This window comes from Nocardioides seonyuensis (assembly GCF_004683965.1).
GTDB classification, from domain to species: domain Bacteria; phylum Actinomycetota; class Actinomycetes; order Propionibacteriales; family Nocardioidaceae; genus Nocardioides; species Nocardioides seonyuensis.
This window is the reverse complement of sequence record NZ_CP038436.1, coordinates 3,650,721-3,663,245: the sequence shown is the minus strand read 5'-3', so window position 1 is coordinate 3,663,245 and position 12,525 is coordinate 3,650,721. Positions and strand designations below refer to the sequence as shown.

13 protein-coding genes are annotated in these 12,525 nt (G+C 68.2%); 11 read left to right on the top strand and 2 right to left on the bottom strand.

Annotated features, from left to right (window positions below):
* Nucleotides 1-8: 8 nt before the first annotated feature.
* Together EXE58_RS17740 and EXE58_RS17735 are read left to right on the top strand one after the other, a co-directional pair.
* On the top strand, nt 9-1,511 hold the full coding sequence (locus EXE58_RS17740; RefSeq protein WP_135269076.1) for a hypothetical protein: 1,503 nt from the start codon (nt 9-11) through the stop codon (nt 1,509-1,511).
* A gap of 32 nt (nt 1,512-1,543) precedes the next feature.
* Nucleotides 1,544-2,266, top strand: coding sequence for an HAD family hydrolase (locus EXE58_RS17735; RefSeq protein WP_244242301.1), 723 nt, complete (start codon nt 1,544-1,546; stop codon nt 2,264-2,266).
* Here the strand turns inward: EXE58_RS17735 and EXE58_RS19600 are convergent.
* Complete coding sequence (locus tag EXE58_RS19600) at nt 2,225-4,273, bottom strand: PD-(D/E)XK nuclease family protein (protein WP_167288998.1); 2,049 nt, start codon at nt 4,271-4,273, stop codon at nt 2,225-2,227. The two genes, EXE58_RS17735 and EXE58_RS19600, sit on opposite strands and share 42 nt — an antisense overlap.
* A gap of 61 nt (nt 4,274-4,334) precedes the next feature.
* Between EXE58_RS19600 and EXE58_RS17720 the strand changes: the two genes are divergently transcribed.
* The 5 genes from EXE58_RS17720 to EXE58_RS17700 all read left to right on the top strand — a co-directional run bounded on the left by EXE58_RS17720 (nt 4,335) and on the right by EXE58_RS17700 (nt 8,992).
* Complete coding sequence (locus EXE58_RS17720; RefSeq protein WP_244242300.1) at nt 4,335-5,492, top strand: site-2 protease family protein; 1,158 nt, start codon at nt 4,335-4,337, stop codon at nt 5,490-5,492.
* Nucleotides 5,493-5,523: 31 nt separating this feature from the next.
* Nucleotides 5,524-6,525, top strand: coding sequence for a tRNA (adenine-N1)-methyltransferase (locus tag EXE58_RS17715; RefSeq protein ID WP_135269074.1), 1,002 nt, complete (start codon nt 5,524-5,526; stop codon nt 6,523-6,525).
* Nucleotides 6,526-6,584: 59 nt separating this feature from the next.
* Nucleotides 6,585-8,318 carry a proteasome ATPase gene (gene arc, locus EXE58_RS17710; protein WP_135269073.1) on the top strand — a complete coding sequence of 578 codons (1,734 nt, stop codon included), beginning with the start codon at nt 6,585-6,587 and terminating at the stop codon, nt 8,316-8,318.
* A complete protein-coding gene (locus EXE58_RS17705) occupies nt 8,315-8,662 on the top strand; it encodes a hypothetical protein (RefSeq protein ID WP_135269072.1) in 348 nt (115 codons plus the stop codon). The genes arc and EXE58_RS17705 overlap by 4 nt, the downstream gene beginning before the upstream one ends.
* A gap of 147 nt (nt 8,663-8,809) precedes the next feature.
* Entirely contained in the window at nt 8,810-8,992 is a 183-nt protein-coding gene (locus tag EXE58_RS17700) for a hypothetical protein (protein ID WP_135269071.1), read from the top strand.
* Here the strand turns inward: EXE58_RS17700 and EXE58_RS19595 are convergent, their stop codons facing one another.
* Nucleotides 8,993-9,157, bottom strand: a complete 165-nt coding sequence (locus EXE58_RS19595; protein WP_167288996.1) for a hypothetical protein — start codon at nt 9,155-9,157, stop codon at nt 8,993-8,995.
* A 3-nt stretch (nt 9,158-9,160) separates the two neighbouring features.
* On the opposite strand from EXE58_RS19595, the gene dop reads away from it, so the two are divergent.
* The 4 genes from dop (at nt 9,161) to prcB (ending at nt 12,510) form a co-directional block, all read left to right on the top strand.
* A complete protein-coding gene (gene dop / locus EXE58_RS17695) occupies nt 9,161-10,666 on the top strand; it encodes a depupylase/deamidase Dop (RefSeq protein WP_135269070.1) in 1,506 nt (501 codons plus the stop codon).
* 243 nt (nt 10,667-10,909) lie between these two features.
* Nucleotides 10,910-11,215: a GIY-YIG nuclease family protein gene (locus EXE58_RS17690; RefSeq protein ID WP_135269069.1), complete on the top strand. Its 306-nt coding sequence runs from the start codon at nt 10,910-10,912 to the stop codon at nt 11,213-11,215.
* A gap of 262 nt (nt 11,216-11,477) precedes the next feature.
* Nucleotides 11,478-11,675 (top strand): ubiquitin-like protein Pup, encoded by a 198-nt coding sequence (locus EXE58_RS17685; RefSeq protein ID WP_135269068.1) that lies wholly within the window; start codon nt 11,478-11,480, stop codon nt 11,673-11,675.
* A 4-nt stretch (nt 11,676-11,679) separates the two neighbouring features.
* The gene (prcB, locus tag EXE58_RS17680; RefSeq protein WP_135269067.1) at nt 11,680-12,510 is read left to right on the top strand and encodes a proteasome subunit beta; all 831 of its coding nucleotides are present in this window, start codon (nt 11,680-11,682) and stop codon (nt 12,508-12,510) included.
* The last annotated feature ends 15 nt before the right edge of the window (nt 12,511-12,525 follow it).

The following is a 12,525-nucleotide window of genomic DNA, read 5'->3' as shown; positions in this document are numbered from 1 at the left end:
ATCCGCGCGTGCGTCTGATCACGGCTGTCCTCGGCTTCGTGCTGAGGAAGCTGGGTCTGCTCTGCGCGCTGGTGCTGTCGCTCTTCCTCGGCTACCTGCTGGTTCAAGCTCTTGTTCCCACGCTCCGGGAAGCCGTTGCAGAACGAGATCGCCTGCAGCAGGTGGCTCAGGAGCGGGCAGCCCTGGAAGCGGATCTCGATCAGCTGAGGAGCGTCGCTGCGGAAGAGCGCCGAGAGGTGGTCGCGTCGCTGGAGAGCACGATCGACGCCGAGATCGAGCAGGGGCGCCTCAACGTCACCGAGAAGCGAGCAGAGGTCGAGCGTCTGCGTGACGACCAGGAGGAAGTCTGCGACTTCGTTCGCGATCTCATCGACCTGCTGACGCCTGGCAGCGCGTGCAAGACCGCTGAGGTGGCGGTCGAGAAGGCGGGCGAGGCGTTGGACACCCTCGAACGAAGTCTCAGCCAGGCTGAGCAGGACGCCGCCGTCCTTCGCGACCCCACGCTGACAACTGAGCAGAAGCTCGATCGGCTCGGCAGGGGCGGCGACCAGTCCCTCGTCGACAGACAGATCGCCAACAAGGAGTCTGAGCTCGGCCAGAAGAAGGCAGAAGAGCGAAGCCTGGAGGACGCCCAGGCTTCCGGGGTGGGGTGGGTGGTGAACCAGTGGGCCCAGTCGTGGAGGTGGTTGGCCGCCATCGCGGTGCTTGTTCTCGTCCTGCCCGTAGCCATGCGCGTGGTCGGCTACTTCCTGCTGATGCCGATCGTGAGTCGGGTGCACAAGCCGATCCACCTGGCGGCGGGCTCTGAGAGCTCAGCCGCCGGCCTTCGCACCACCGCTGCTCAGCGAACCCTGACGATCCAGCTCGGCGACGGTGAGGTGCTGTCCGCGCGGTCGGAGCACGTCCGTCCCGTGCAGGGAAGGGCTCGCAGCCGAGTGCTCTACGACTGGTCGTCACCGTTCATCAGCTTCGCGGCCGGGCTCTACGGACTGAGTCGGATCACTGGCGACGAGGACGTCACCTCGGCGACGCTGTCGACGCCCGCCGACCCCGACTCGTACCTGATGCGCATCGACTTCACCGACCACCCCGGCCTGGTGATGCACCCGAAGCACGTCGTCGGCGTCATCGGGACGCCCGAGCTGGAGACGCGCTGGCGTTGGGGCATCCAGTCCTTCGCGACGTGGCAGGTGCGGTACATCATGTTCGCTGGCAGTGGCAGCCTGATCGTCCAGGGCAGTGGCGACGTCGTGGCGGAGAACCCCGGAGACAGGTCCATGAGGATCGAGCAGAGCCTGGTCATGGGCTTCGACTCCCGCCTGAGTGTGGGTGTCAATCGGACCGAGGTGTTCCTGCCGTACTTGTGGGGGCGGACGCCCCTGGTCGACGACGAGTTCACCGGCCCTCATCCGTTCTTCTGGCAGAAGTCCAGTGCCGACGGCCCCACCAACCCCGCCGTCAAGGCCTTCAACGCGGTGTTCTCGGCGTTCGGCAAGCTGTTGGGCTTCTGAGCCCTGCCCTAGGGTGGCGCATCCCAGCGAAGATGCACGAGCCGTCTTGGAGGAACGTCCTGAACACCGGATCGCCCGGCACGCCCGCGGGTCAGCTCCACGGTGAGCGACTGCGACGACCGGCGGCCGTCCTGTGGGACATGGACGGCACGCTGGTCGACACCGAGCCCTACTGGATCGCGACGGAGTATGAGCTCGCCGACAGGTACGGCGGCACGTGGAGCGAGGAGCACGCGCTGAGCCTGGTCGGCAACGACCTCCTGGTCAGCGGTGCCTACATCCGCGAGCACATGGGGATCGACCGCACCCCTGAGGAGATCGTGGACGAGCTGCTCGACGGCGTCGTCTCGCGGGTGCGCCAGGCGATCCCCTGGCGACCGGGCGCCCGCGAGCTGTTGGAGGAGCTGCGAGCCCGCCGGGTGCCTTGCGCCCTGGTCACCATGTCGTGGATGCGGTTCGTGACTCCCATCGTCGAGCAGCTCGCGCCCGACACCTTCCACGCCCTCGTCACCGGCGACCGCGTGGAGTTCGGCAAGCCGCATCCCGAGCCCTACCTCGCGGCTGCGGCGCTGCTGGGCGTCGAGCCGTCGGACTGCCTGGCGGTCGAGGACTCCAACACCGGCGCCAAGTCTGCCGAGGCAGCGGGGTGCACGGTCCTCTGCGTGCCCAACCACGTGCCGATCCTGGAGGGAGAGCGCAGGGTCTTCAGGGAATCACTGGCGGGGCTGGGCGTCGACGACCTCTGGCTGCTCTGACCTGCTGAGCGGCGGCAACGGGGGAGGGGTGCCGCCGAACTCGGGGCACAGGTCCTGGAAGGAGCACCAGTCACACAGTCGTGAGCGGCGCGGCAGCCACGTGGAGGTCTCCTCGGCGAGCTTGATCGCCCGCCAGATGGCCTCGACCTTGCGCTCGGTCGCGCGCAGGTCGGCCTCGTCGGGCTCGTAGCGCAGGATCTCGCCGTTGCCGAGGTAGACCAGCTGCAGCATCGAGGGCACCACGCCGCGCGTGCGCCAGATGACCAACGCGTAGAACCTCATCTGGAACAGCGCCTTGGCCTCGAAGCCCGGGCCGGGGGCACGTCCGGTGTTGTGCGTCGGGATGAAGCCTTTCCCGCACAGGTACATGGAATCGCGGGCATCGACCTGTACGCACTGAGTGGGAACCGAATCGACCGGCACCACGCTGGCGACGATGCGACGCTTGGCCAAGGACGATTGAACCTTGGTGGCTCTGCTGGTCTCACAGGCGATCGCCTTGCGAGGAAGGCTGAAAGGGTTGAACCACGTCGGGGTGAACTCAATGACGTGCCAGGTTCGGCCCGGTCTAACGGCGTTCCGGTACGGCTTGGTGAAGTGACAGGGGTTGACCCCCAACGATCGCATGAGCTCGATGACATCGCCGGCCAATCGGTCATCGGTGGTCGTGAATCCCGCCCTGCGCCGTGTCGGGTTCCACCACCCATCGGTGTCCATCAGGCCACGCAACAAAGAAACACGTTGATCGCTGCTCGCCCTGAGGTAGGGCGAAGGGATGTGCTTGTTGTGAAGCAGATTCGACTCCCGCAGGAGACGACTCAAGGACAGGTTGGAAGGTGTGCTCCCTCTGTGCTGATCCTCCCTCGCGCAGCGCCGAGTCGCGTGCCCAGCGGTTGGTGGCCGAAACTCGGTGTGACCGTAGGTGCACCGATCGGGATGCCGGGACGGCGTCAGTGAGAAGGCTGTCGACTCGGCACGAACGAGCACGACACCGCCCCAGTGCTCCTTGACGAGTGCGCGCATGTCGTCGACGTCATCGCGACCCACCGTGAGCCTTCCACCGCGAGAGTCACCGTCTCCAAGCCAGGCGCCCAGCAGCCATGGTGAGATCGGTAGGTCCAGCACATGCGCACCGTCCAAGGGCGCCGCGGCCTCGATCCACATCGAGTTGGGGCGGCCCTGGCGCCTCAGCTCGGCGAGCTGATGTCGAAGTGACTCCGTGTCCAGGACTTGTTCCGTGTGGCGCTGGCGATAGGACGTCACCACCTTCCACAGGTGGACGTTGTCGGCCACAACGGAGCTGCCGTCCCTGAAGGTCACCCGATAGCACGGTCGCTCGTGGGTCGCGGACTTCAATGTCACGACCACGGGTCGTCCGTCGCTGCCCACCAGCTCGTCGCCGACCTGCACGGCCCCCATCGTTGTCCAGCCGGAAGGCGTAGGCAGCGGAGTGTCGACGGCGAGCCCCTTGTAGTCCACCACGCGGATGCGCCCGTCGGGGGCGATGTCGAGCCGGTCGACGAACCCGCGGAGCAGCAGCTTGGAGTCGAGGAGCGCCTCGACGTAGAGCTCGCGCTCGGCCGGTTCGAGACGACGTGGGTCCTCGAGGTCGAAGTAACGGTCGAGGACCTGGCGGCACGACGTGAGCCACGACGCCACCTCAGGCCCTTCACCGCCGAACATCTCGGCGACCTCGGGAGAGACCTGCAGGAGTGACTCCCACGAAGGCACGAGCATGTCGGCGGCGCGTCCCGGCGTGCGCTCGGCGGCCGGCAGGTCGAAGAGGTCCTCAAGCACTTTGTGCACCAAGGTGCCGCGGACGGCGTCCGCCGACGGCGCCTCGGGCAGCCTGTCGATGCTGCGGAACCGGTAGAGCAGCGGACACGTCAGGAAGTCGCCTGCGCGACTGGGCGAGAGCGCGCCCAGCACCTCGATCCCGTCCACGGGGGTCGACACCACGTCGGCGGGCGAGCCGGCTGCGGAGGTGCGCGGAGGTGTGGTCGTCATGTCGCGAGAAACCCTAGGCGAGCCCACCGACAGACGTGGCGGAGTTGGCTACGCTTCGAGAGTGCCCGACGACGATCCGTCCGACCAGGGGGTGACCCGCCCCGCCAGGCCCCGGGGGACCCTGCGCATCGGCACCATCGCGGGCATCGACGTCCTGATCACCTCGTCCTGGTTCCTCGTCGCCGTGCTCATCGCCGTGGCGATCGGTCCCCGCATCGAGCAGGTCCAGCCCGGAATGGGCGTGTGGAAGTACGTCGCCGGCCTCGTGTTCGCGGTCCTTCTCTACCTGTCCGTGCTGCTTCACGAGGCGTCGCACGCCGTGGTGGCCCAGCGCTTCGGCTACGGGGTCACCTCCATCACGCTCCACTTCCTCGGCGGCATGACCGAGATCGACCGCGGGTCGCGCCGGCCCCGACACGAGTTCTGGATCGCCGTGGTCGGGCCGCTGACCTCGATCGCCTTCGGCGTCGCTGCGATCGGACTGTGGTTCGTGACGCCTGACGGCCTCGTCCGCGTTGCCGTGGAGGGCCTTGCCGGCGCCAACCTGGTGATCGGGGTGCTCAATCTCGTTCCGGGGCTGCCCCTCGATGGTGGTCGTGTGCTCAAGGCACTGGTGTGGGGCGCCTCCGGCGACCAGCACCGCGCCACCCTCGTCGCCGGGTGGGGCGGCCGCCTCGCGGCGCTCGCGCTGCTCTCCTGGCCCCTCGTCCAGGAGCAGGCCACCGGCGTCGAGACCACCCTCTTCGACCTCGTCCTGGTCATGGTCCTCGCACTGTTTCTGTGGACCGGGGCCACCGCGGCCATGGCCCACGCCCGACTGCGGCGCAGGCTGCCCGCACTCGAGGCGCGGCCACTCGCACGCCGTACCCTCACCGTCCCCGAGGACCTGCCGCTCGCCGAGGCGGTGCGTCGGGCGCAGGACGCACACGCCGGGAGCATCGTGACCGTCACCGGGTCAGGCGCACCGCTCGGCATCGTCAACGAGTCGTCGGTGAACGCCATGCCAGTCGAGCGCCGCCCCTGGGTCGCCGTCTCGGCCGTCACCCGCACTCTCGAGGAGGGGCTCACCCTCCCGGCCGCGCTGTCCGGGGAGGAGCTGGTCCTCGCGATCAGCCGGCGGCCTTCGGAGGAGTACCTCCTGGTCGAGGACGACGGGAGCATCTACGGCGTGCTCTCCACCGCCGACGTGGACCGTGCCTTCCGCGAGGCCGCCCACTAGCCGGCGGCGCCCTCACCCCTAGGGTTCTCCCATGCCCGACAGCAGTACGACGAACGTGCCCGACGTCCCCGCCGAAGCCTGGTCCGGCGTCCACCGAGGCCCGTTGCGCGTCGGTGAGTGGGTTCGCCTCACGGACCAGAAGGGCCGCCGCCACAACTTCGAGCTGACGGCGGGCAAGCGCTTCTTCTCGAACAAGGGCCACCTCGAGCACGACGAGCTGATCGGGCGGGAGGAGGGGTTCACCGTCACCTCCTCTGCGGGCGGCCAGTACCTCGTCTTCCGTCCCCTGCTGAGCGAGTTCGTCGTGTCGATGCCCCGCGGTGCTGCCGTGGTCTATCCCAAGGACGCGGCCCAGATCGTGGCGCTTGCCGACATCTTCCCCGGCGCCCGCGTCGTCGAGGCCGGCGCAGGCTCGGGTGCACTCACCTGCTCGCTGCTCCGCGCGGTGGGCCCCTGGGGGCGCCTCACGTCCTACGAGCTCCGTGAGGAGTTCGCCGAGGTCGCCAAGCGCAACGTCGACCAGTTCTTCAACGCGCCCGAGGGTGCGACCCACCCTGCGTGGGACCTGCGCCTGGGTGACCTGAAGGTCGAGCTGCCCGCGATGGACGGGCAGGTCGACCGGGTGATCCTCGACATGCTCGACCCGTGGAACTGCGTCGACGCCGTCGCCGAGAAGCTCGTCCCCGGCGGGATCGTCTGCGCCTACGTGGCCACCACCACCCAGCTCTCCCGCGTCGTGGAGACCCTGCGTGCGCACGGCGGCTTCACCGAGCCGCAACCGTGGGAGTCGATGGTGCGCGACTGGCACGTCGAGGGCCTGGCGGTGCGCCCCGGGCACAAGATGATCGGCCACACCGCCTTCCTCGTGACCGCGCGACGCATGGCACCGGGGGAGACGCCACCGCGCAAGACCCGACGCCCCGCCCCCGGGGCCTACGGTCCCGACTACACCGGACCCCGTCCCGCCGACATCCCGCCGCTCCCGGTCGAGGCCGGCGACGGCACCGAAAACGGGACGAACACGGAGGGGTAAACCCCGCAAGACCTTGGTTTGGTGGGTAATGTCCCCAGAACCGACCGAGGAGGTGCCCGATGTCCGAACCGACACGAGAGCAGCTGGCCACACAGGTGCGCTTCCTCGAGGCCGAGGTTGCCGACCTGCGCCGCCGACTCGACGAGACCCCCGGCCACGCGCGTGGCCTCGAGACGCGTCTGGCAGACACGCAGCGCTCCCTCGCCGCCGTGTCCAGCCAGAACGAGCGCCTGGCGCAGACACTGCGTGACGCCCGCGACCAGATCACCTCGCTGAAGGAGGAGGTCGACCGCCTCGCGCAGCCTCCTGCCGGCTTCGGGACCCTGATCTCGCGCAACGACGACGACACCGTCGACGTGTTCACCGGTGGTCGCAAGCTGCGCGTCCGGGTGAGCCCCGCTGTCGACCTCGACGCCCTGGTCAAGGGTCAGGAGGTCATGCTCAACGAGGCACTCAACGTCGTGGAGGCGCTGTCGTTCGAGCAGGTCGGCGAAGTCGTGATGCTCAAGGAGCTGCTCGCCGACGGCGAGCGCGCCCTGGTGATCGCGAACGCCGACGAGGAGCGCGTCGTGCGCCTGGCCGAGCCGCTGCGCGCCGAGGACGTGACGTTGCGGGCGGGGGACTCCCTCCTGCTCGACACGCGCGCGGGCTACGCATACGAGCGGGTGCCCAAGTCCGAGGTCGAGGAGCTGGTGCTCGAAGAGGTCCCCGACATCGACTACGACCGGATCGGTGGACTGGTGGCCCAGATCGACGCCATCCGCGACGCCGTCGAGCTGCCATACCTCCACCCCGACCTCTTCAAGGACCACCAGCTCAAGCCGCCCAAGGGAGTGCTGCTCTACGGCCCGCCCGGGTGCGGCAAGACGCTGATCGCCAAGGCGGTCGCCAACTCCCTGGCCAAGAAGGTCGCCGAGAAGACTGGGGCGTCGGGCAAGTCCTACTTCCTCAACATCAAGGGCCCCGAGCTCCTCAACAAGTACGTCGGCGAGACCGAGCGCCACATCCGGCTGGTGTTCCAGCGGGCCCGCGAGAAGGCCTCGATGGGCACTCCGGTCATCGTCTTCTTCGACGAGATGGACTCGCTGTTCCGCACGCGCGGCTCGGGAGTCTCCTCCGACGTCGAGAACACCATCGTCCCCCAGCTGCTGAGCGAGATCGACGGTGTCGAGGCCCTCGAGAACGTCCTGGTCATCGGTGCCTCCAACCGCGAGGACATGATCGACCCCGCGATCCTGCGGCCGGGGCGCCTCGACGTGAAGATCAAGATCGAGCGACCCGACGCCGAGTCGGCCCGCGACATCTTCACCAAGTACCTCACCGCCGACCTGCCGCTGCACGCCCACGACCTCGCAGAGTTCGGTGACGACCGCGACGCGACCGTGGCCGCGATGATCCGGGCGACCGTCGAGCGGATGTACACCGAGTCCGAGGAGAACCGCTTCCTCGAGGTCACCTACGCCAACGGCGACAAGGAGGTCCTCTACTTCAAGGACTTCAACTCCGGCGCCATGATCCAGAACATCGTCGACCGCGCCAAGAAGATGGCGATCAAGGACTTCCTCGACCACGACCAGCGGGGCATCCGGGTCCAGCACCTGCTGCAGGCGTGCGTCGACGAGTTCAAGGAGAACGAGGACCTCCCCAACACCACCAACCCCGACGACTGGGCGCGGATCTCCGGCAAGAAGGGGGAGCGGATCGTCTTCATCCGCACGCTCATCACCGGCAAGCAGGGCACCGAGCCCGGCCGCTCCATCGACACCGTGTCCAACACCGGCCAGTACCTGTGACCGACGACGACCTCGAGCACCGCGACATCGAGGCGGCGCTCGAGACCAGGCGCGAGCTCGGGGCCAGGTACGACGCCGAGCTGGTCGAAGGGTTCGCCGAGCGCATCGAGCGTGCCGTCGACCGACGCGTGGCCGAGCGGGTGGGCCTCGAGCAGTACCGCGCGGCGACCGTCGCCGGGGCGGGGCCACGCCAGCTCGCGTTGGGCATCGTCTCGCTCGTGGCGTTCATCCCGATCAGCATCGCGCTCGGGGTCAACGGCCAGTTCCTTGCGCTGCTGGTGACCCTCGCCGGCATCGTCGCCATCAACGTCGCCCACGCCTGGCAGTCGCGCCGGCCCGGCTGACCCGTGCCATTCGCGACGTGAGCGGCTAGGTTGGACCGATGAGGACCATCATCATCATCGTTGTCATCGTCGTCGTCGTGCTGTTCCTGCTGAACTTCCTGCGCGGTCGCCGCTGACAGAGCACGCCTCGGGCGATAGGTTCCGCGCATGATCTTCTGGGGCACGGTGGGTGGCATCTTCCTGGCACTGTTCGGCGCTGCCAAGTGGTTCGACCGGAAACGACGCGGAGCATCCTTCGGTCGAGCCGGCGCCGATCACCACGCCGCTGTCAGTCGTGCCCATCTGCAGTCGTGGAGCTCTCACAGGGGCGACGGCTCGGGCAAGATCTGATCAGCTGGCGGCGACGCCCCGCGCGAGGTAGGTGAACGGCCGGCTGACCGACGGCCCAGGCAGGTAGCCGCACGTCTTCTCGCGCAGTTCTCCGATCTCGTGACCGCGCTGCGACACGTCGGTCAGTCGCGGGACCACCTGTTCGTCCCACAGCCGTAGGCTCATGGCATGAGCGTACGTCGAGTGATGGGCACCGAGATCGAGTACGGCATCTCGGTACAGGGCCAGCCGGGGGCCAACCCGATGGTCGCGTCCTCCCAGGTCGTCAACGCCTACGCCTCGGCCACCACGACCGCGCGACGCGCACGCTGGGACTTCGAGGAGGAGTCGCCGCTGCGTGACGCGCGCGGCTTCGACATGTCCAGGCAGGTCGCCGACGCCAGTCAGCTCACCGACGAGGACCTCGGGCTGGCCAACGTCATCCTGACCAACGGTGCCCGGCTCTACGTCGACCACGCCCACCCGGAGTACTCCTCGCCGGAGGTCACCACCCCGCTGGACGTCGTGCGCTGGGAGAAGGCGGGCGAGCAGGTCATGCTCGACGCCTCGCGGATGGCCTCGCAGGCCCAGGCGGCGCCGATCCTGCTCTACAAGAACAACACCGACAACAAGGGCGCCTCCTACGGCGCCCACGAGAACTACCTGATGCGTCGGTCGACCCCATTCGCGGAGATCGTGCGCCACCTGACGCCGTTCTTCGTCTCCCGGCAGGTCGTGTGCGGGGCGGGTCGCGTCGGCATCGGGCAGGACGGCCGCGAGCACGGCTTCCAGGTCAGCCAGCGCGCCGACTACTTCGAGGTGGAGGTGGGGTTGGAGACGACGCTCAAGCGACCCATCATCAACACCCGCGACGAGCCGCACGCCGACCCGGAGGTCTACCGGCGGCTGCACGTGATCATCGGGGACGCCAACCTCTCCGAGATCTCGACCTACCTCAAGGTCGGGACGACCGCGCTCGTCCTCGCCATGATCGAGGACGGGTTCCTCGGCAGCGACCTTGCCGTCGACGGGCCCGTCAGCGCGTTGCGCGCGGTGTCGCACGACCCGACCCTCAAGCACCTTCTCACCCTGCGTGACGGGCGCCGGATGACCGCCGTCCAGCTCCAGCTCGAGTACCTCGACCTCGCCCGCAAGCACGTCGAGGACCGGCTCGGGTCCGATGCCGACGACCAGACCGTCGACGTGCTCGAGCGGTGGGAGTCCGTGCTGACCCGCCTGGAGCGGGACCCGATGGAGTGTGCCCGCGAGCTCGACTGGGTGGCCAAGCTCAAACTGCTGACGCAGTACCGCGACCGTGACGGCCTGGACTGGGACGACGCCAAGCTGCACCTCATCGACCTGCAGTACGCCGACCTGCGCCCCGACAAGGGGCTCTACCAGCGGCTGGTCGCCTCGGGCCGCGTGGATCGCCTGCTCGACGACGCCACGGTCGAGGCAGCGATGCACGAGCCCCCGACAGACACGCGTGCCTACTTCCGCGGCCGTTGCCTCGAGAAGTACGCCGACTCCGTCGCCGCGGCCTCGTGGGACTCAGTGATCTTCGACCTGCCCGGCCAGACCTCCCTGCAGCGAGTGCCCACCGTGGATCCGCTGCGCGGCAGCAGGGCCCACGTGGGTGAGCTCATGGATCGCTGCGACACGGCCGAGCAGCTCGTCGCCGCGCTGACCCGCTGACACGCGCGCAGCAGCCGCCGGTCGAGGAGGGACGCAGTCGCGTCACGCGACCGACCTCGCTGGTCGAGGAGGGACGAAGTCCCGTCACGAGACCTACCTCGCTGGTCGAGGAGGGACGAAGTCCCGTCACGAGACCGACCTCGCTGGTCGAGGAGGGACGGAGTCCCGTCACGAGACCATCCTTCATCCACAGATCTTTTCCGCGGCCTGTCGGCGGCGGTCGACGCGAGTCATGCTCACTGCATGCCGCACGTCTACATCGTCAGGTGCTCGGACTCCAGCTACTACGTCGGCAGCACCTGGGACCTCGAGCGACGGATGAGCGAGCACAACCAAGGCGTCGGGGCGGCCTACACCCGGCATCGCCGTCCGGTCGAACTGGTCTGGCATGCCGACTACGACCGGGTGGACGAGGCCTATGCGATGGAGAAGCGGATCCAGGGATGGTCGCGTGCCAAGCGCGAGGCACTGATCTCAGGTGACACAGACTTGTTGAGCTCCCTCGCCAGCCGAAGCTGGCACGACCGACGGGCGCGGCGAGTGACGTGACCCGTGGTCTCGTGACAGGACTTCGTCCTTCCTCGACCAGCGGGGCTACGCGTGGTCTCGTGACAGGACTTCGTCCTTCCTCGACCAGCGGGGCTACGCGTGGTCTCGTGACAGGACTTCGTCCTTCCTCGACCAGCGGGGCTTCGCGTGGTCTCGTGACAGGACTTCGTCCTTCCTCGACCAGCGGGCTTCGCGTGGTCTCGTGACAGGACTTCGTCCTTCCTCGACCATCGGGTGGGGGCTGGGGCTATAGGGTCGTGGCATGGCCCAGGAACAGAAGCAGCCGCGGAAGTCGTCGCAGTCCGAGGAGGTGACCGAGGAGGTCACCGAGAGCGACGTGGCCGAGCGCAAGGAACTCCTCGACGACGACGTCGACGCGATCCTCGACGAGATCGACGACGTGCTCGAGACCAATGCGGAGGACTTCGTGAAGTCCTTCATCCAGAAGGGCGGCCAGTAGTCGCATGGTCGAACCCAGACTCCCTGCTGCCTACCTGATGCCCGGCTCGACGTCGTTCAGCGAGTTCCTCGGCGCCCAGGCGCCCGAGCTCCTGCCGTCGCGGCGTGCGCTGCCCCCCGGACATGCCGGCGACCTGGCCCCGCATGCCACGACCATCGTCGCGGCGACGTTCGACGGGGGAGTGGTGATGGCGGGTGACCGCCGCGCCACGATGGGCAACATCATCGCCCAACGCGACATCGAGAAGGTCTTCCCGGCCGACGAGTTCTCCGTCGTCGGCATCGCCGGCACCGCGGGCCTGGCCGTCGAGATGGTGCGGCTGTTCCAGACCGAGCTCGAGCACTACGAGAAGATCGAGGGCACGACGCTCTCGATGGACGGCAAGTCCAACCGTCTCGCTGCCCTGATCCGTGCCAACCTCGGCCTGGCCATGCAGGGCCTCTCGGTGGTGCCCCTGTTCGCGGGCTTCGACCACAACGCCGGCCTGGGGCGGATCTTCAGCTACGACGTGACCGGCGGCCGCTACGAGGAGACTGCGTTCCACTCCGTGGGCTCCGGCTCGCTGTTCGCACGAGGCTCGCTGAAGAAGCTCTACCGCGACGACCTCTCCTCGCGCGAGTGCGTGACCGCCGTGATCCAGGCGCTCTACGACGCTGCCGACGACGACTCCGCGACCGGTGGCCCCGACCTGACCAGGCGCATCTTCCCGGTGGTGCACGTGATCACCGCCGACGGTGGCACCCGCATGCCCGAGCAGGAGGTCGCGGCCATCGCCGACGACGTCATCGCCGGCCGCATGCAGCGGCCCGACGGCCCTGCCGCCGCCCTCACCTGATCTCGAAGAGAGTTC